The organism is Comamonas sp., from assembly GCF_009360615.1.
GTDB lineage: Bacteria > Pseudomonadota > Gammaproteobacteria > Burkholderiales > Burkholderiaceae_C > Comamonas.
The window spans coordinates 309995-328669 of record NZ_SPEY01000020.1; the positions used below are offsets into that span (position 1 = coordinate 309995).

Below are 18675 nucleotides of genomic sequence, written 5' to 3' on the forward strand. Positions count from 1 at the left end.
CGGTTTTCTAGTGAAATCGGCTCAAAGCACTTACATGTCAAGCGCAAGTAGCTATATTTTAAATAGCATTTTTTGACGAATCTATTGTCCGCCGAGCCTGGCACTTACCGGTGTCAGGGGAGGGCGGCGAAAAGAGGAATCTCCCAATGAAACACATTATTGCCGTGCTGCTCGAGAACGAGCCTGGAGCACTGTCGCGCGTCGTGGGTCTGTTTTCTGCCCGTGGCTACAACATTGAATCCCTGACTGTCGCGCCAACCGAGGATCCCTCGCTGTCGCGCATGACCATCCTCACCACAGGTTCGGACGATGTGATCGAGCAAATCACAAAGCACCTGAACCGACTGATTGAAGTGGTTAAAGTGGTGGACCTGACCGAAGGTGCTTACACCGAGCGCGAGCTGATGATGGTCAAGGTGCGTGCCGTGGGCAAGGAGCGCGAGGAAATGAAGCGCATGGCGGACATCTTCCGCGGCCGCATCATCGACGTGACCGAAAAGAGCTACACCGTGGAGCTGACCGGCGACCAGTCCAAGAACGACGCCTTCCTGCAAGCCATTGATCGCACTGCCATCCTTGAGACCGTTCGCACGGGCGCCTCGGGTATTGGCCGTGGCGAACGCATTCTGCGTGTCTAATGGCTGTTTGCACCACTTTTGAATCTGAACAAACCTTTTCAACCCCCTCAAGATAAGAGACCTGGAGCCATCATGAAAGTTTTCTACGACAAGGACTGTGACCTGAGCCTGATCAAGGGCAAGACTGTTGCCATCATCGGCTACGGCAGCCAAGGCCACGCACATGCTCAAAACCTGAACGACAGCGGCGTGAAGGTTGTGGTCGGTCTGCGCAAGGGCGGCTCTTCCTGGGACAAGGTCGGCAAGGCCGGTCTGACCGTGATGGAAGTCAACGACGCGGTCAAGGCTGCCGACGTGGTCATGATCCTGCTGCCCGACGAGAACATCCCCGAGGTGTACAAGAACAACGTCGAGCCCAACATCAAGTCCGGCGCAACCCTGGCTTTCGCCCACGGCTTCAACGTGCACTACAACCAGGTCGTGCCCCGCGCCGATCTGGACGTGATCATGGTCGCCCCCAAGGGCCCCGGCCACACCGTGCGCTCCGAATACCTGAAGGGCGGCGGCGTGCCTTCCCTGATCGCCATCTACCAGGACAAGTCCGGCAAGGCCCGTGACGTGGCCCTGTCCTATGCTTCCGCCAACGGCGGCGGCAAGGGTGGAATCATCGAAACCAACTTCAAGGAAGAAACCGAGACCGATCTGTTCGGCGAGCAGGCCGTGCTGTGTGGCGGTGCCGTGGAACTGGTGAAGATGGGCTTCGAGACTCTGACCGAAGCGGGCTACGCTCCCGAAATGGCTTACTTCGAGTGCCTGCACGAGCTCAAGCTGATCGTTGACCTGATGTATGAAGGCGGCATCGCCAACATGAACTACTCCATCTCCAACAACGCGGAGTATGGCGAGTACGTGACCGGCCCCGAAGTCATCAACGAAGAATCCCGCAAGGCCATGCGCAATGCCCTGAAGCGCATCCAGAGCGGTGAATACGCCAAGATGTTCATCAGCGAAGGCCGTCTGAACTATCCTTCGATGACTGCCCGTCGTCGCCAGAATGCCGAGCACGCCATCGAGCAGGTGGGCGGCCAACTGCGCTCCATGATGCCCTGGATCTCCAAGAACAAGCTGGTCGACCAGACCCGCAACTGATCCAGGCACTTCATTCGGCGCAAGCCGGATGACTGCGCTTGGGCAAGAGGCCGCCTTCGGGTGGCCTTTTTCATTGCGGATGCGATCTGTGTGGCGGGTACACTGGTAGCAGGAACATGGTCATGAGGACCGTGCTCGAAATACTATTGTTTTAATAGCTGCATGCATAGACATGCAAGCACTGGAGGTCTGTTTGATGCAAAACAGCAATGAATCTGCCGATCTGAGTGGAATGCCGCGCAAGCCGCGCAAGGGCATTTATGTGCTGCCCAACCTTTTTACCCTGGCAGCGCTGTTTGGCGGTTTCTACGCCATCGTCATGGCCATGAACAACAAGTTCGAGCTGGCGGCCGTGGGCGTCTTCTGCGCCATGGTGCTCGACAGTCTGGATGGCCGCGTGGCGCGCATGACGCACACGCAAAGTGCGTTTGGCGAGCAGATGGATTCGCTGTCCGATATGGTGTCTTTTGGTGCCGCACCGGCGCTGATTGCTTACGAGTGGGCCCTGCGTCCCCTGGGGCGCTGGGGCTGGATCGCCGCCTTTGTGTACTGTGCCTGCGCGGCGTTGCGCCTGGCACGCTTCAACGTGAATACGGCCGTGGTGGACAAGCGCTATTTCCAGGGCATGCCCTCGCCAGCGGCTGCGGCCCTGGTGGCGGGCTTTATCTGGCTGACCAGCGCGCTGATGGTGTCCCATCGTGATGTGCCTATCTTCGGGGATGTGATTTCCTGGTTTGGCGGCTATCCCACGGACAGGGCCGATCTGTCCTGGATCATGTTCGCCATCACGCTGTTCGCGGGTCTGACCATGGTCACCAATATTCCCTACTACAGCTTCAAGGACATCGGCGGTGCCAAGAGCATGCCGTTTGTCTCGCTGGTGGTGGTGGCGCTGCTGATGGCCGTGGTCAGCATCGAGCCTGCAACCATGCTGTTCCTGGTGTTTGTCGGCTACTCGATCTCCGGTTATGTGATCTACGCCTGGCGTCGTGCCAAGGGCGAGCAGGTGAGCATCGTTGCGACTTCCAAGGATGAGCCCGACGAGCGCGGGCTGCACGACGATTGAAGTGCTTCTCCAAAAAATCCTGGCCCTGTCAACTTTTCTTGTGTTAAAGTGAGCCGCATGCAAAACCTGTCGCTAGCTCTACTACTAATGTCCAACGGGCAGAGAAAGTAGCGCGCGCGTACAAACACACCCTACTTGGCGGCCCGTAGCATCAGCGACGGGCCGTTTTTGCTTTTGGGCGTCGCTGGAGCGGGGTTCAATTTCCTCTAATTTCGACTAAAGAGACTCACCATGTTGCAAGACCCTTCCACCAAATACCGCGCTTTCCCTCCCGTGCGTCTGACCGATCGCACCTGGCCCGACGCGGTCATCACCAAGCCTCCGGTCTGGTGCAGCGTGGATCTGCGTGACGGCAACCAGGCCCTGATCGAGCCCATGGACATCGAGCGCAAGGTACGCATGTTCGAACAACTGGTGAAGATCGGCTTCAAGGAAATCGAAGTGGGCTTTCCCTCGGCTTCTCAGGTCGAGTTCGATTTCATGCGCAAGCTCATCGAGGAAAACCGCATTCCCGATGACGTGACCGTACAGGTGCTGACCCAGGCGCGTGAACACCTGATTCGCCGTACTTTCGAGGCGCTGCAAGGTGTGCCCCGTGCGATTGTCCACCTCTACAACGCCACGGCTCCCGTGATGCGCCGTGTGGTGCTGAACATGAGTGAAGACGAGATCGTGGAGCTGGCCACCACGAATGCCCAGATGTTCAAGGACATCGCAGCCCAGCACCCCCAGACCCAGTGGACCTTCCAGTATTCCCCCGAAATGTATTCGGACACCGAACTGGAGTTCTCCAAGCGCGTGATCGACGCGGTCACCGATGTCTGGCAACCCACGCCCGAGAACAAGTGCATCATCAATCTGCCCACCACCGTGGAGCATTCCACGCCCAATATCTTTGCCGACATGGTGGAGTGGACGCATCGCAACATCAAGCGCCGGGACAGCGTGGTGATCTCGGTCCATCCGCATAACGACCGCGGCACGGGCACGGCGGCTGCCGAGCTGTCCCTGATGGCCGGTGCGGATCGCCTGGAAGGCTGTCTGTTCGGCAATGGCGAGCGCACCGGCAATCTCGACATTGTGAACGTGGCGCTCAATATGTATATCCAGGGCGTGAACCCCGGCCTGGACTTTTCCGACATCGACGGTATCCGTGCAACGGTTGAGCATTGCAACCAGTTGCCCGTGCATCCTCGTCATCCTTACGTGGGTGACCTGGTCTACACCTCCTTCTCCGGCTCCCACCAGGACGCCATCAAGAAGGCTTTCGCCGCCCACAAGGAAGGCGATATCTGGGATATGCCTTATCTGCCCATCGATCCCAAGGACCTGGGACGCAGCTATGAGGCAGTGATCCGCGTGAACAGCCAGTCGGGCAAGGGCGGCATTGCCTATCTGCTCGAGAGCGAATACGGACTGCAGCTGCCCCGACGCCTGCAGATCGAGTTCAGCCAGGTCGTGCAGCGCGAGATGGATGCCAGCGGCAAGGAATTGTCGGCGGCGGATCTGTGGGATCTGTTCCAGCGCGAATATGGCGTCCATACCGTCAAGGCACCGCAGTACCGACTGAGCGAGGCCAATGGTGTGGTCCACATGACGTCCGAGATCGAAATCGCTGGCGAGAAGGTTTTTTTGGAAGGCGAAGGTACGGGCCCCATTGATGCCTTCGTGCAGGCGCTGTCGGCTGAACTCGGTCGCAATGTGCGTGTGCTCAACTATGCCGAGCATGCGATTGGCGAAGGTGCGAATGCCAAGGCGATTGCCTATGTGGAACTGCGCGTGGACGATGCCCAGGTCTGCTACGGCGTAGGGGTGGATGCCAATATCGTCTCGGCCTCGTTGCGCGCCATCATCTCGGGGGTGCAGCGCGTTACCGCTGTCGTTGAAGAGGCGGTAGCAGCTTAAAAGGTTCAAAGCCGGTGTCGCCAAAAGCGCACCGGCTTTTTTGTCGGCAATCCTCCAGTCAAAACAGGCGTCTACCGGCGCCATCACATAGAGAGTCCCCACCATGTCCGATCAGCTCATTATTTTCGACACCACCTTGCGTGACGGCGAGCAATCGCCCGGCGCTTCCATGACACGCGACGAAAAGCTGCGCATTGCCCGGCAGCTGGAGCGTCTGAAGGTCGATGTGATCGAGGCCGGGTTTGCTGCTGCATCCAATGGGGACTTTGAGTCCATCCAGACCATTGCACGTGCCATCAAGGACTCCACGGTCTGCTCGCTCTCCCGCGCCAACGACCGCGACATCGCGCGTGCGGCCGAGTCGTTGAAGGGGGCCAACCGGGGTCGTATCCACACCTTCATCGCCACCAGTCCGCTGCACATGGAGAAAAAGCTGCGCATGACACCCGAGCAGGTGCTGGAGCAGGCCAGGCAGGCGGTGCGCTTCGGGCGCAATCTCATCGAAGACATCGAGTTCAGCGCGGAGGACGGCTACCGCAGCGAACCCGATTTTCTGGCGCGTGTGATCGAGGCAGTCATCAAGGAAGGCGCAACCACCATCAATGTGCCCGACACCGTGGGCTATGCGATTCCGGAACTCTATGGCGAATTCATCCGCAACTTGCGCGAGCGCGTGCCCAACAGCGACAAGGCCGTCTGGTCCGTGCACTGCCACAACGACCTGGGCATGGCGGTTGCCAATTCGCTGGCGGGCGTGAAGATCGGCGGCGCACGGCAGATCGAGTGCACCATCAACGGTCTGGGTGAGCGCGCAGGTAACTGCTCACTTGAAGAGGTGGTCATGGCCATCAAGACGCGCAAGGACTACTTCGGGCTGGAGGTGAATATCGACACCCAGCACATCGTGGCCGCCAGTCGCCTGGTCAGCCAGACCACGGGCTTCGTGGTTCAGCCCAACAAGGCGGTGGTGGGAGCCAATGCCTTCGCCCATGCTTCCGGCATTCATCAGGATGGCGTGCTCAAGGCCCGCGACACCTACGAAATCATGCGTGCCGAAGATGTGGGCTGGGCCGCCAACAAGATCGTTCTCGGCAAGCTCAGTGGTCGCAATGCCTTCAAGCAGCGCCTGCAGGAGCTGGGCGTGGAGCTGGACAGCGAAGCGGCCATCAATCAGGCCTTCACGCGTTTCAAGGAGCTCGCGGACCGCAAGAGCGAGATCTTTGACGAGGACATTCTGGCACTGGTGAATACCGAAGGCGCGGAGCATCAGGGCCATCAGTTCCAGTTCATTTCACTGGCGCAGCAGAGTGAGACGGGTGAGCGCCCACATGCGAGCGTGGTCTTCAGCAATGGAGGCCGCGAAATCAAGGCAAGCTCCGAAGGCAATGGCCCGGTCGATGCCTCGTTCAAGGCCATCGAGTCCGAGGTCAAGAGCGGTGCCGAGATGGTGCTGTATTCCGTCAATGCCATCAGCGGCTCGACCGAGAGTCAGGGCGAGGTGACGGTACGCCTGCAACGCAGTGGCCGGGTCGTCAACGGAGTGGGTGCTGACCCCGATATTGTGGTCGCATCGGCCAAGGCCTATCTGAGCGCTTTGAACAAATTGCATAGCAATCAGGAAGTTGTTGCAGCACAAGGTTGACTGCTGGATTTATAATTTCACTCAGATTATCGAGAAGGTTGTGCAAGTGCTTGTCACGGCACAACTTTTTTGATTGAATTAAATCCTTACACCTTGTTGTCTGGAGTATCGCATGCAGCTGCTGCGTCCATTTCGCCTTGCAAAACTCACTCAGGTGGTGTCTTTGGCTCTGTTGAGCTGCGCTCTGGCTGCCCCGGCAGCGCATGCGGCGACGCCCAAAAAAGATGCCAAAAAGCCCGTGGCGGCTGCGACGAAGAAGGCTGCCAAGGAACCTGCTGGCAAGGGGCATGCTGCAGTGCAGCCCAAAGGCGCAAAGGTCGCCAAAGGCAAGCCGGAAAAGGCAGACACCAAGCTGGCAGCCAGGAAGGGCGGCAAGACGGTTCTGGCGGCCAAGGCCGAAAGAGAAGAGAAGACCGGCGGCAAGAAGCGTCTGGCCAGGGCTGGCGCAGCGGCTGCGGCCGCAACCGCTGTCGCGGCAGCCGAGCCAGCGCGGCTGTCCTACGGGCAGATGGCGGGTCTCCATTCTGTCTCGGACCCTCTGGACCTGCAAAGCAGCGTGGCTTATGTGATCGATCAGGACACGCATGAAGTGCTGCTGAGCAAGAATGATCAGGCGGTGCTGCCGATTGCTTCGCTGACCAAGCTCATGACCGGTCTGCTGATCTCCCAGGCCCGTCTGCCCATGGACGAGATGATCACCATCACGCAGGACGATGTGGATACCGAGAAGCACAGCAGCTCGCGCCTGCGTGTCGGTACCACCTTGACGCGGGCCGAGATGATGCATCTGGCGCTGATGTCCAGTGAGAACCGTGCAGCCCATGCCCTGGGTCGTACCTATCCCGGCGGTCTGGCGCAGTTTGTGCAGCTGATGAATTCCAAGGCGCAGCAACTGGGCATGAAGGACACGCGCTATGTGGAGCCCACGGGCCTGTCCAGCAGCAACCAGTCCAGTGCCCGCGATCTGGCGCGTCTGGTGGCGGTGGCTCATGCCGACCCGCTAATGCGCGAGTACTCCACATCGCCCGGGTATGAAGTGGCCGTCGGTCGCCGCACGCTGCAGTTCAACAACACCAACCGTCTGGTCAAGAGCGACAACTGGGACATCGGTCTGCAGAAGACGGGCTACATTTCGGAGGCAGGTCGCTGCCTTGTGATGCAGGCCCATGTGGCCGGGCGCAAGCTGATCATGGTGTTCCTGGACTCGGCAGGCAAGTTCAGCCGCCTGGCAGATGCAGAGCGTGTGCGTCACTGGATGGAAAGCAAGGGGCCCACGGCCAGCAACACGGTTGCAAGCCGAATCAGGGGGTAGGTGGGAGCAAGCCCTGTGCGTCATCGTCAAAAAGCGCTGCCTCGGCAGCGCTTTTTGTTGGGTCGATGGCAAAGCGGAGGGCTTCCGGGTCTTTTGCCGGCAGTGCAATCTGCTCCCGCAATCGGAGCGGGCAAGGCTCAGCCGTGCTGGCTGCGGCTGTACGGGCTGGGAGCGGCTTGAGCCGGTGCCGGGCGTGTGCCGCTGAAGCCCAGAGCTGCGGAAATTTCCTGCACCGTGGCCTGCAGCCTGGGAGCCCAGCTCTCGTCGAGCCGGTCCGCAGGCGCCGATATGGACAGGCCGGCAATCAGTTTGCTCTGGTCGTCGTAGATTCCGGCTGCCATGCAACGCACGCCCAGCTCCAGCTCTTCGTTGTCGCGTGCAATGCCGTACTGGCGCACTTTGGCCAGCTCGTGTTCCAGGTCGCCCAGCTGGGTGATGCTGAAGTGGGTCTTGCCCGGAAGGCCGGTGCGTGTGGCGTAGGCGCGCACCTGCTGGGAATCATCGGCGGCCAGAAACAGCTTGCCGTTGGAAGTCAGGTGCAGAGGGGCATGGCCGCCGATGGCGCGCACCACCTGCATGCCGGAGCGCTCGCTGTAGGCGCGTTCGACATACACAATCTCGTCGCCCTGACGCACGGACAGGCTGATGGGCTGCTGAATCTGCTTGTAGAGCTGACGCATGGGGGTCAGCGCCACTTCGCGCACGTTCAGACGTGCCTTGACCAGATTGCCCAACTCCAGAAATCGCATGCCCAGGCGGTAGCTGCCTGATTCGGGGCGATCCACAAATCGGCCCAGGGCGAGGTCATTGAGGATGCGATGCGTGGTCGATGGATGCAGGCCTGTGCGCTCGCTGATCTCCTTCAAAGAAACCGCTTCCTCACGCGATGCCAGCACGTCGATCAACGTGAACATGCGTTCCAGAACCTGGACGCTGGGCTTTGCGGAGGCCGAGAGGTCGTCTTTTTTCATGCGTTGGAGATACTTTGCGGGATGAGGGCATTCTAGCGGTGCTGCGGGCGCGCAACCATCTCATCCGCTCATATATCCATGTGCTGCTTTTGGCAGCATCACTCTTCAATTTGCGAGCGCACAATGCTTTGCCTGTCTATGCGCTGCCATAGCTCGCCCTGGCGGATCTCATGCGGCAAAAAGCTGGCCTTGTAGCGCATCTTCTGGCTTTCGGAGATCCAGTAGCCCAGATAGACATAAGGCAGATTCATGGCCTTGGCCTGCTGGATCTGCCACAGCACATTGAAGGTGCCGTAGCTGGCCTGATCTTCCGGGGCGTAGAAGGTATAGACGGCCGAGAGCCCGTCTTCGAGCACATCCAGAATGGAGAGCATCTTGAGTGTGCCGGGCTGTCCGTCTGCGCTGGGCTCGCGAAACTCCACCAGTCGGGAGTTGACCCTGCTTTGCAGCAGAAACTGTGTGTACTGGTCGACGCTGTCGTTGTCCATGCCGCCGCCGCTATGGCGATGCTGCTGGTAGCGAAGGTAGAGCTGGTAGTGCTCGTCGGAATAGTGCAGGCGCTGGATGGAGGCCACGAGCTGCCCGTGCTGCTTGGCGGCGCGCCGCTGGCTGCGGCTCGGATGGAATTCCTGCACAAGAATTCGCAGCGGAACGCAGGCCTGGCAGCCGTCGCAATAGGGGCGATAGGTGAACATGCCGCTGCGCCTGAAGCCCAGCGTGACCAGTTCCGAATAGGTAGTGTTCTGGATCAGGTGGCTGGGTGTGGCAACCTGGGAACGCGCCAGCCTGCCCGGCAGATAGCTGCAGGGGTAGGCCGCCGTGGCGTAGAACTGCAGGGCATGTAGCGGGAGGTCGTTCGGATGCGTCATGATCGGACTCGGCTGCAGATGCGGTGCGTCAAGCCTCAGTATGGCTCAGCAACTGTTCCCAGTATATGGGCCGGAATAGCCACTGCATATCGGGCAGCTGAGACTGGGCGTGAACGGTGCTGGCAAATTGCGCCCTGGTGATTTCGCGTGCCCCCATGAAGGAAAGGTGCGCCGTGGCCTGCTGGCAGTCGATCTGCGGCACCTGATGCGCCCTGCAAAGAGCGACCAGCGCCGACAGCGCAATCTTGGAGGCATCGGTCTGCAGAGCGAACATGGATTCGCCAAACACGGCCCGGCCCAGCGCCACGCAGTAGAGGCCACCGACCAGCTGGTCATCGATCCAGGTTTCCACGCTGTGTGCAGCGCCCTGTCGATGCAACTCGGTATAGGCATCGACGATGCTTTGCACGATCCAGGTGCCGCTCTGGCCGTCGCGCGGAGTCTGCGCGCAATGCTGCATCACCGTGGCAAAAGCGCTGTCCACGCGGATTTCGCAGCGTGGGTCGTCGCGAAACTTCTGCAGTCTCTTGCGCAGGCTGCGGTGCAGGCGGAATTCCTCGGGGTGCAGCACCATGCGCGGATTGGGCGACCACCAGAGCACGGGCTGGCCCTCGCTGAACCAGGGGAAAATGCCCCGGCCGTAGGCGGTGCGCAGGCGGTCGGCATCCAGCCTGCTGCCGGCGGCCAGCAGCCCGGGGATGGGGTCCTGCTCTCCCCAGGTCTGATCAATGGGGGGGAATTCTTGTTCGGGCTGCAGCCAGGGCAGGGAGTGCGTCATTGGCAGTGGAAATGGATGGACTGCCCCAAGTCTTGCACAGACTGAAGCGGTTTTGCATGTCGCGGCACAAGGTCGGTGCTGGCGTAATCCCGCTGTCGGCAGCGGAAATGAAAAAAGGCTTCCACAGGGAAGCCTTTTTTCCGGGGAGCAGCTGCGGCAGCTGCCGCCGCCTTACACGCGCTTGCGGTATTCGCCGGTGCGGGTGTCGATTTCGATCTTGTCTTCCTGGGACACGAACAGGGGCACGGCCACTTCGAAACCGGTAGCGATCTTGGCGGGCTTCAGAACCTTGCCGGAGGTGTCGCCCTTGACGGCGGGCTCGGTCCAGGTGATTTCGCGCACGATGGTGGTGGGCAGTTCGACGGAGATGGCCTTGCCGTCATAGAACACCACTTCTGCAGTCATGCCGTCTTCCAGGTAGTTCAGTGCGTCAGCCATGTTTTCGGCTTCGACTTCGTACTGGTTGAACTCTTCGTCCATCCACACGTACATGGGGTCGGCGAAGTAGGAGTAGGTGCAATCCTTCTTGTCCAGGATCACGTTGTCGATCTTGTCGTCGGCCTTGAACACGTTTTCCGTGCCGAAGTTGCCGATCAGGCTCTTGAGCTTCATGCGCACGGTAGCAGCGCCACGGCCGCCACGAGCGTATTCGGTCTTCAGAACGATCATGGGGTCCTTGCCGAACATGATCACATTGCCTGCGCGGATTTCTTGAGCGATTTTCATGGCTTGCTTGCGTTTGAAAGGTTGGAGCCGCTCTACACGGCAGGCAAGCTGTTCGCAATGGTCGCTGGAGAAAGCAACGCATCAAAGGTGCGGCGGCGGGGCCTGCCGCATGTACCGCGGCGGGGCGCGACCCCGAAAGCAAGATCGCTCGGCATACCGGCTGCGACTGCCCTCAGAGAGGCAAAACGTGGATTTTAGCTTTTTTCGGCGACAAAAGCTTGAAGCTGCGCAATCAGCTCGGTTTGTTCCATCAATCTGGCTCGCCCAGCCCTGATACAGCGGGCCCATTCATCAAGCATTTCGCGTGTGAGCAAAGGCAATGTTTGCGGTGCGGTCATGCCATTCCAGGCGTGGTGAAAGTGCCTGAGGCTGTCCGGGGCCTGGAGCCAGTCGAGAAAGGCATTCAGCTTGTCGTGATGGGCGTTGTCATGCTGGGGGTAGATCTGCCAGACCATGGGCTGGCCCGCCCAGAGAGCGCGCACCAGGGAATCCTCGCCGCGCACCAGATTCAGGTCGCAGCCCCAGAGCATTTCGTCGAACCGGGCCTGAGGGCGGGCATGCAGATAGACCGGCTGCATCTGCTGCGCTTGGGGCAGCGCCTGCACGGCTGCCGTGGCGCGCCCGGGGGTGACCAGCAGCCTGGCGTTGAGCGCCTGCTTGTCCGAGAGCTGGGCGAGCAACTGGGGCAGAGCGGCGGGCTCGTAGCAAAACAGCGAGACGGCACATTCGCCAGGCTGAATGCCTTCTGCGCGGCGCCACGAGTCGCGTTGGGCCATGAAGGCCTGCTGGCGCTGAGCCAGGTTCTGCTCGCGTACCAGCGAGCCGGTGGCCGACGTAAAGCCGGGGTAGAAGAACCAGCGTGTCAGCCCCGAGGCGGGGCCGCTCATGATGCGTGAGGGCAGGCGATGGCAGCGCTCCACATAGTCTTCGGCCGAGAGATATTCGAGATTGATCCAGACCGGGGGCTTGCTCTTCGAGGCCTTGTCGGCAATGGCGCTCACGAATGTCTCAGGAATCTCGCAGCCGAAGGCCTCGATGACCACATCGCCGATCGATGCCGGAACAGACTCCGGCTGCATCGGCCAGGCATGCACGCTCAGGCCAGGCGACCAGGGTCGGGGGGCCATCCATTGCAGGGCGCTGGCATCGTCCATCCACAAACGTACCTGCTGGCCGCGGGCGGCCAGCTCTGCGGCTGTGCGCCAGCACACGCCCACGTCGCCGAAGTTGTCGATCACCTGGCAAAAGATGTCCCAGCACAGCGATGGATGGGGCGCCCCGGGGGCGGGCAAAGGCATGGGTGATAAATCGGGCATGGGTTCAGTCTTTATCGGTTGAGGCGCTCTGGCACAGGTGCTCGACCAGCAATTGCGCGACGGGCGAGAGTGCGTCCTGGGAGCGTATGCAGAGCATGAGCTGGCGCTCGGCCCAGACTTCGTCCAGGCGGATGCAGCGCAGGGGCAGGGCGCCCATGTAGATGTGGGCGCTGCCCTCGGGAAGAATGCCCACGCCCAGTCCGGCGGCCACCATCAGGCACAGGGCGTCATAGCCGGTCACCTTCATGCGCAGGCGAGGCTGCAGCCCCTGGTCGGCGGCAGAGCGGGTGATCAGATGGTTGAGCGCGCTGTCGGCATGCATGCCGATCAGATCATGCGCGATGACCTGTTCCAGACGCAGTCGGTGCTCGCCGGCCAGCGGATGGGATCGGGGCATGACCACGGCCAGGCGGTCCCGGCGATAGGGGCGCAGGCTGATCTTGCTGCCGTAGCTGCCCTGGTTGAGCAAGCCGATGTCGGCCTCGTTGTCGGCCACGGCGCGTGCGATATCGGTGCTCACGCGCTCCTGCAGCCGCACGTCCACCAGCGGGTGCCGGCTCAGAAAGCTCTGCAGCTGGGCGGGCAGAAACTGGGTGATGCTGGAAATATTGGCCATCACCCGCACATGACCGCGCAATCCCTGTTCGCCCCCTTGGGCGTAATCCTTCATCTGCGTGGCGATGCCGTCCAGCTCGTTGAGCACGCCGCGCGCCATGTTCAGCAGTGCATAAGCGGCGGCTGTCGGCTGGCTGCCCCGGTTGCTGCGTGTGAACAGCTCGAGCTGCAGCTGATCCTCCAGTTCGGCCAGGCGGCGGCTGGCGGCCGAAGGGGCGATGTGCTCGCGCGCCGCTGCACGCGCAATGGCGTTTTCTTCCATTACGGCCACAAACAGGCGCAGGGTGATCGGGTCCAGTTTCATGAGGACGGCATTATCCCGCCTGGCCATGCCCAAATGCGATGGCAGCTTCGCATTTCAGCGTTTTGCAGGAAGGCTCTTCAAGGGCAAGATGAATGAAAAGCCGCCTTGCCGGGTATTGGTCAACGCAAAGCGGCACAGCAAGACAGCCATCAAGAGACAAACGGATGACGACGATGAAGATCCAAGACCCCGCAACGCAGACTGCCACGCCGCGCGCGCTGGACGGGGTGAAAGTGGTGGAAATGGGCCAGCTGATTGCCGGTCCCTTCTGTGGCAAGACCCTGGGCGAGTTTGGTGCCGATGTCATCAAGATCGAGGCCCCCGGTGCCGGCGATCCGCTGCGCAACTGGCGCCTGATCAAGGAAGGCACCTCCGTCTGGTGGCAGGTGCAGTCGCGCAACAAGCGCTCGGTCGCTCTCGATCTGCGCCAGAAGGAGGCGCAGGAGGTCGCGCGCAAGCTGATTGCAGAAGCCGATGTGCTGGTCGAGAATTTTCGTCCCGGCACGCTGGAAGGCTGGGGCATGTCGCCCGAGGAGCTGCATGCCATCAACCCCGGCCTGGTGATTCTGCGTATCTCGGGATATGGCCAGACCGGCCCCTATCGCGATCTGCCGGGCTTTGGCGTGATCGGCGAAGCCATGGGCGGGCTGCGGCATCTGACCGCCGAGCCGGGCCGGGTGCCGGTGCGAGTGGGCGTGTCGATCGGCGATACGCTGGCGGCCCTGCACGGCGTGATCGGCGTGATGATGGCTCTGTACCACCGCAAGGCTAACGGCGGGCCCGGGCAGGTCATCGACGTGGCGCTGCATGAGGCCGTGTTCAACATCATGGAGAGCCTGATCCCCGAATACAGCGCCTTTGGTGCCGTGCGCGAGGCCGCCGGCAGCGCGCTGCCGGGTATTGCGCCCTCGAATGCCTACCCTTGCCAGGATGGCTGGGTGCTGGTGGCGGGCAATGGCGATTCCATCTTCAAGCGACTCATGACGGCCATCGGTCGCCAGGATCTGGCCGATGCGCCCGATCTGGCCGACAACGCGGGCCGCGTGCAGCGCGTGGCCGAGATCGATGCTGCGATTGCTGCCTGGACTCAGGCGCGCAGCGTGCAGACGGTGATGGACGAGCTGGGTGCGGCACGCGTGCCGGCCGGCAAGGTCTACACGGCCAGGGATATTGCCGAAGATCCGCATTACCGGGCGCGGGAGATGATTCTGACGCAGCGCACGCGCGATGGTTTCGAGCTTCAGGTGCCCGGCGTGGTGCCCAAGCTCTCGCTGACGCCGGGCACGGTGCGCAGCAGCGCCCCCCATGTGGGCGACGACACCGATGCCGTGCTGGCCGAGATCGGCCTGAGCGCCGAGCAGATCGCGCAGTTGCGCGCCAAGGGGATTGTCCAATGATGGCCGCCGACCTGAATGCGAAGGTGTGGACCGGTGCGGGTCGCCGCATCCATATGAACGAAGTCGGCACGCGCGACGGTCTGCAGATGGAGCAGGCCTTTGTGCCCACCGAGGACAAGATCGCGCTGGTCAATGCGCTGTCCGAGGCGGGCCTGTCCAAGATCGAAGTCACGGCCTTTGTCTCGCCCAAGGCCATCCCGGCCCTGCGTGACGGCGAGGTCGTGATGCGCGAGATCGCGCGCCGGCCGGGCACGGTCTACACGGCGCTGGTGCCCAATGTGCGCGGCGCGGAGCGTGCGATCGATGCACGGACCGACGAGCTCAATCTGGTGATGTCGGTCAGCGAGACGCATAACCTCTGCAATCTGCGCATGCAGCGCAGCCAGTCCTTCGAGTCACTCAGGCAGGTGATCGCCACGGCGCAGCAGGCGGCAACGCCCGTCAACGTGTCGCTTTCCTGCTGCTTTGGCTGCCCCATGGAGGGCGATGTGGCCGAGGCCGAAGTGCTGGCCTGGGTGCAGCGCTTTGCCGACCTGGGCGTGCAGGGCATCACGCTGTGCGACACCACGGGCATGGCCTATCCCAGTCAGGTGCATTCCATGGTCCTGGCCTTCAAGGCGCGCTGGCCGCAGCTGGGCCTGACCCTGCATTTCCACAACACGCGCGGCATGGCGCTGGCCAATGTGCTGGCCTCCATAGCTGCGGGGGCGGATCGCTTCGATGCCTCGATTGGCGGCCTGGGCGGCTGTCCCTATGCGCCGGGCGCCTCGGGCAATGCCTGCACCGAAGAGATCGTGCATGCGCTGCAACTCATGGGCTATGACACAGGCACAGACCTGGCCCGCATTGTGGCGGCTGCCCGCAGCCTGCCGGCGCTGATCGGCCACGAGACGCCCAGCCAGATCGTCAAGGCCGGTGCGCGCTGGGACCTGCACCAGCCGCCAGCGGATTTTGCCGAGATCAAGGAACGCGCCCAGGCCAGAGCCTGAGACGGTTTTCGCCCCCGCTGCATCGGCTCCTTCGGGGGAAGGAGCTGGTGCGCTTCAACATTCCAACAAGGAGACAAACATGACTGTTCAACGTCAACGCCTTTATGTCGTGCTGGCGGCGGCAACTGCCGCCGCCGGTCTGGTCAGCGCCCCGGCCATGGCCCAGGGCAGCTATCCCAGCAAAACCGTGCTGATGATCGTGCCCGCTGCCGCAGGCGGCACCACCGATCTGGCCGGCCGGATGGCCGCACAGGCGCTGGCGCCCGTGATCGGGCAATCCGTGGTGGTGGACAACAAGGGCGGCGGCAACGGCGCCATTGCCGCCAATCTGGTCAAGCGTGCGGATGCAGACGGCTATACGCTGCTGATGCAGTACTCGGGCTACCACGTCATCTCCCCGCACCTGACCAAGGCCAGAAGCTGGGAGCAAGGCGACTTTGCCCCCGTGGCCAATGTGCTGTCGGCTCCGCAGATCATCGTGGTGCGCTCCGAGCTGCCGGTGAAGACGCTGGCCGAGCTGGTGAGCTACACCAAGGCCAACCCCGGCAAGCTCAACTACGCCTCATCCGGCAACGGCTCGCTGCAGCATGTGACGGGCGCCATGCTGGAGCAGCAGGCCGGCGTGAAGATGGTGCATGTGCCCTACAAGGGCACGGGCCCGGCGCTGCAGGACCTGCTGGGCGGTCAGGTGGACCTGACCTTCGGCACCGCGCCTCCCTTCATGCCCCATGTGCAAAGCGGCAAGCTGCGCGTGCTGGCCGTGACGGGCAAGCAGCGCCTGCCCAGCCTGCCCAATGTGCCCACAACGGCGGAAGCCGGCTACCCGGGCGTGAACGCCACCTCCTGGTTTGCCGTGTTTGCGCCCAAGGCCACGCCACAGCCCGTGATCGACAAGCTGGCTGCCGATATCAAGAAGGTGGTGGAGGACCCCGCCTTCCGGAAAAAGGCCGAAGAGCAGGGCGCCACGGCAGACTATATGAACCCGCAGCAACTGGCGGCCATGGTCAAGACCGAATACGGCAACTGGGCGCAGGTGGTGAAGTCGTCCAAAATCGAAGCCGAGTAAGCTGCAAGGCGCAGGGATTGCCCCGAATCCCTTGGATCTGAAAAAGGAGCTGCTATCGATTGACTGATAAGGATCTCAGATTAAAAAGTATCTGAAATTCAATCTCATCAAGCGCTAGCAGCTCCTTTTGTTGATATGCAGAACGCTGCCCGGTCGTTTGAGTCGCTTGCTGCCGGATTCGTCCACATGCGCAGACAATAGCGCCCATGTCTTCCACGCATTCCGCCGAACTGCTGGCCCAGGTGGCCGCGCTGCCGCCATTGCCAGGCGTCTATCGCTATTTCGATGCTGCCGGTGTCCTGCTCTACGTGGGCAAGGCCATCAACCTCAAGCGCCGCGTTTCCAGCTATTTCCAGAAGGAGCATGGCGGCACGCGCATAGGCCATATGGTCAGCAAGATCGTGCGGCTGGAGACTACGGTGGTGCGCTCCGAGGCCGAGGCGCTGCTGCTGGAAAACAACCTCATCAAGACGCTGTATCCCAAGTACAACATCCTGTTCAGGGACGACAAGAGCTATCCCTATCTCAAGATCACCGGTGTGGCGCATCGTGACGGCAAGGAGGGCGAACCTGCGTTTCAGGAGTTCCCGCGCATCGCCTACTACCGTGGTGCCGTGGACAAGAAGCACCGCTACTTCGGCCCCTATCCCAGTGCCTGGGCGGTCAAGGAAAGCATTCAGCTGCTGCAGAAAGTCTTTAGGCTGCGCACCTGTGAAGACACGGTGTTTGCCAACCGCAGCCGCCCCTGTCTGCTCTATCAGATCAAGCGCTGCACCGGCCCCTGCGTGGATCTGATATCGCCCGAGGCCTATGCGCTGGATGTGCGCAATGCCGAAGCCATGCTGCGCGGCGAAACCAGCGAGCTGCTGCAGCAGCTCGAAGCGCGCATGATGGCGCACTCCGACAAGCTGGAGTTCGAGCAGGCGGCCGAGGTGCGCAACCAGCTCACGGCGCTGTCGCGCGTGCTGCACCAGCAGGCGATCGAAACCACCGACGACAAGGACGTGGACATCCTGGCCGTGCGCGTGCAGGGTGGCCGCGCCTGCGTCAACCTGGCCATGGTGCGCGGCGGCCGCCATCTGGGCGACAGGCCTTACTTCCCGGCGAATCTGGGCGATGCCGCATCGGTCTACTCCAGCGAGGAAGAGGTGGATGCCGCAGCCGGGGCGCGGCCCGTGGAAGAGCTGGTGCTGGAGGCCTTTATCGCCCAGCACTACGTCGGCGTGGCCGTACCGCCCACGCTCATCGTCAGCCATCCCGTGGAGAAGCGACTGGTGGAGCTGCTGACCGAGCAGACCGGCGTGCGCATCACCGTGGTCCAGCAGCCGCGCGAGCAGCGCCGCATCTGGCTGGAGATGGCGCAGAAAAATGCCGACATCCAGCTGGCCCGCCTGCTGGCCGAAGAGGGCTCGCAACAGGCGCGCACGCGCGCGCTGGCCGAGGCACTGGATCTGCCGATCGAAAATCTCGACGAGCTGACCATCGAATGCTTCGATATTTCGCACACCAGCGGCGAAAGCACCAAGGCCTCCTGCGTGGTATTCCATCACCACAAGATGCAGAGCAGCGACTACCGCCGCTTCAACATCGAAGGCATCACCGGCGGCGACGACTATGCGGCCATGCGCCAGGTGCTCACGCGCCGCTACAAGCCCGTGGCCGAGGCGCAGCGCGAGGCGGGCGGCGCCGAGCTGACGGGCAAGCAGCCGCGTCTGCCTGATCTGGTGCTGGTCGACGGCGGCAAGGGCCAGGTCAGCATGGCGCGCGAGGTCTTCACGGAGCTGGGTCTCGATCTGTCGCGCATCGTGGGCGTGGAAAAAGGCGAGGGCCGCAAGGTCGGCCTGGAGGAGCTGGTGTTTGCCGACGGGCGCGACAAGGTCTATCTGGGCCATGACTCGGCGGCCCTGATGCTGGTGGCGCAGATCCGCGACGAGGCGCACCGCTTCGCCATCACCGGCATGCGCGCGGCCCGCGCCAAGGTGCGCACGGGCA

The 18675-nt window shown here is 61.9% G+C and carries 16 protein-coding genes; 10 read left to right on the forward strand and 6 right to left on the reverse strand.

Annotation, left to right across the window (positions count from 1 at the left end; translation table 11 throughout):
- Positions 1–146: 146 nt before the first annotated feature.
- The 6 genes from ilvN (at position 147) to pbpG (ending at position 7652) form a co-directional block, all read left to right on the forward strand.
- Complete coding sequence (ilvN, locus tag E2583_RS06900; RefSeq protein ID WP_003056638.1) at positions 147–638, forward strand: acetolactate synthase small subunit; 492 nt, start codon at positions 147–149, stop codon at positions 636–638.
- A gap of 72 nt (positions 639–710) precedes the next feature.
- A complete protein-coding gene (ilvC, locus tag E2583_RS06905; protein ID WP_291594307.1) occupies positions 711–1727 on the forward strand; it encodes a ketol-acid reductoisomerase in 1017 nt (338 codons plus the stop codon).
- Positions 1728–1923: 196 nt separating this feature from the next.
- Positions 1924–2793, forward strand: a complete 870-nt coding sequence (pssA, locus tag E2583_RS06910) for a CDP-diacylglycerol--serine O-phosphatidyltransferase (RefSeq protein ID WP_291594308.1) — start codon at positions 1924–1926, stop codon at positions 2791–2793.
- Between the two features lie 231 nt (positions 2794–3024).
- Positions 3025–4698 (forward strand): 2-isopropylmalate synthase, encoded by a 1674-nt coding sequence (gene leuA / locus E2583_RS06915; protein WP_291594309.1) that lies wholly within the window; start codon positions 3025–3027, stop codon positions 4696–4698.
- A gap of 103 nt (positions 4699–4801) precedes the next feature.
- A complete protein-coding gene (locus tag E2583_RS06920) occupies positions 4802–6340 on the forward strand; it encodes a 2-isopropylmalate synthase (RefSeq protein ID WP_291594311.1) in 1539 nt (512 codons plus the stop codon).
- Between the two features lie 112 nt (positions 6341–6452).
- Entirely contained in the window at positions 6453–7652 is a 1200-nt protein-coding gene (gene pbpG, locus E2583_RS06925) for a D-alanyl-D-alanine endopeptidase (RefSeq protein WP_291594314.1), read from the forward strand.
- Between the two features lie 137 nt (positions 7653–7789).
- On the opposite strand, the gene E2583_RS06930 is transcribed toward pbpG, so the two are convergent.
- From E2583_RS06930 to E2583_RS06955, 6 genes are all read right to left on the reverse strand, one after another.
- Positions 7790–8623, reverse strand: coding sequence for an IclR family transcriptional regulator (locus tag E2583_RS06930; protein ID WP_291594316.1), 834 nt, complete (start codon positions 8621–8623; stop codon positions 7790–7792).
- A gap of 98 nt (positions 8624–8721) precedes the next feature.
- Positions 8722–9492 (reverse strand): arginyltransferase, encoded by a 771-nt coding sequence (locus tag E2583_RS06935; protein WP_291594318.1) that lies wholly within the window; start codon positions 9490–9492, stop codon positions 8722–8724.
- A 28-nt stretch (positions 9493–9520) separates the two neighbouring features.
- Positions 9521–10270, reverse strand: coding sequence for a leucyl/phenylalanyl-tRNA--protein transferase (gene aat, locus E2583_RS06940; RefSeq protein WP_291594320.1), 750 nt, complete (start codon positions 10268–10270; stop codon positions 9521–9523).
- A 171-nt stretch (positions 10271–10441) separates the two neighbouring features.
- Positions 10442–10996: an elongation factor P gene (gene efp, locus E2583_RS06945; protein WP_003056627.1), complete on the reverse strand. Its 555-nt coding sequence runs from the start codon at positions 10994–10996 to the stop codon at positions 10442–10444.
- A gap of 194 nt (positions 10997–11190) precedes the next feature.
- Positions 11191–12312, reverse strand: a complete 1122-nt coding sequence (gene earP / locus E2583_RS06950; protein ID WP_291594324.1) for an elongation factor P maturation arginine rhamnosyltransferase EarP — start codon at positions 12310–12312, stop codon at positions 11191–11193.
- A gap of 4 nt (positions 12313–12316) precedes the next feature.
- Positions 12317–13231, reverse strand: coding sequence for a LysR family transcriptional regulator (locus E2583_RS06955; RefSeq protein WP_291594326.1), 915 nt, complete (start codon positions 13229–13231; stop codon positions 12317–12319).
- A 164-nt stretch (positions 13232–13395) separates the two neighbouring features.
- Here E2583_RS06955 and E2583_RS06960 point away from each other — a divergent pair, with 164 nt between their 5' ends.
- From E2583_RS06960 to uvrC, 4 genes are all read left to right on the forward strand, one after another.
- Complete coding sequence (locus tag E2583_RS06960; protein WP_291594328.1) at positions 13396–14628, forward strand: CoA transferase; 1233 nt, start codon at positions 13396–13398, stop codon at positions 14626–14628.
- Positions 14625–15617: a hydroxymethylglutaryl-CoA lyase gene (locus tag E2583_RS06965; RefSeq protein WP_291594330.1), complete on the forward strand. Its 993-nt coding sequence runs from the start codon at positions 14625–14627 to the stop codon at positions 15615–15617. Before E2583_RS06960 ends, E2583_RS06965 begins: the two co-directional genes overlap by 4 nt.
- Before the next feature lie 79 nt (positions 15618–15696).
- Complete coding sequence (locus E2583_RS06970; RefSeq protein WP_291594331.1) at positions 15697–16683, forward strand: tripartite tricarboxylate transporter substrate binding protein; 987 nt, start codon at positions 15697–15699, stop codon at positions 16681–16683.
- A 206-nt stretch (positions 16684–16889) separates the two neighbouring features.
- Positions 16890–18675, forward strand: a 1786-nt coding sequence (gene uvrC, locus E2583_RS06975; RefSeq protein WP_291594333.1) for an excinuclease ABC subunit UvrC, incomplete at its 3' end; no start/stop codon positions are given.

Excerpts from the sequence above, each read along its gene's own strand:
- ilvC (WP_291594307.1), top strand. The coding sequence starts at position 711 with ATGAAAGTTTTCTACGACAAGGACTGTGACCTGAGCCTGATCAAGGGC.
- E2583_RS06935 (WP_291594318.1), bottom strand. The coding sequence starts at position 9,492 with ATGACGCATCCGAACGACCTCCCGCTACATGCCCTGCAGTTCTACGCC.
- E2583_RS06970 (WP_291594331.1), top strand. The coding sequence starts at position 15,697 with ATGACTGTTCAACGTCAACGCCTTTATGTCGTGCTGGCGGCGGCAACT.
- pssA (WP_291594308.1), top strand. The coding sequence starts at position 1,924 with ATGCAAAACAGCAATGAATCTGCCGATCTGAGTGGAATGCCGCGCAAG.
- pbpG (WP_291594314.1), top strand. The coding sequence starts at position 6,453 with ATGCAGCTGCTGCGTCCATTTCGCCTTGCAAAACTCACTCAGGTGGTG.
- E2583_RS06955 (WP_291594326.1), bottom strand. The coding sequence starts at position 13,231 with ATGAAACTGGACCCGATCACCCTGCGCCTGTTTGTGGCCGTAATGGAA.
- E2583_RS06965 (WP_291594330.1), top strand. The coding sequence starts at position 14,625 with ATGATGGCCGCCGACCTGAATGCGAAGGTGTGGACCGGTGCGGGTCGC.
- efp (WP_003056627.1), bottom strand. The coding sequence starts at position 10,996 with ATGAAAATCGCTCAAGAAATCCGCGCAGGCAATGTGATCATGTTCGGC.
- aat (WP_291594320.1), bottom strand. The coding sequence starts at position 10,270 with ATGACGCACTCCCTGCCCTGGCTGCAGCCCGAACAAGAATTCCCCCCC.
- E2583_RS06920 (WP_291594311.1), top strand. The coding sequence starts at position 4,802 with ATGTCCGATCAGCTCATTATTTTCGACACCACCTTGCGTGACGGCGAG.
- E2583_RS06960 (WP_291594328.1), top strand. The coding sequence starts at position 13,396 with ATGACGACGATGAAGATCCAAGACCCCGCAACGCAGACTGCCACGCCG.
- earP (WP_291594324.1), bottom strand. The coding sequence starts at position 12,312 with ATGCCCGATTTATCACCCATGCCTTTGCCCGCCCCCGGGGCGCCCCAT.
- leuA (WP_291594309.1), top strand. The coding sequence starts at position 3,025 with ATGTTGCAAGACCCTTCCACCAAATACCGCGCTTTCCCTCCCGTGCGT.
- ilvN (WP_003056638.1), top strand. The coding sequence starts at position 147 with ATGAAACACATTATTGCCGTGCTGCTCGAGAACGAGCCTGGAGCACTG.
- E2583_RS06930 (WP_291594316.1), bottom strand. The coding sequence starts at position 8,623 with ATGAAAAAAGACGACCTCTCGGCCTCCGCAAAGCCCAGCGTCCAGGTT.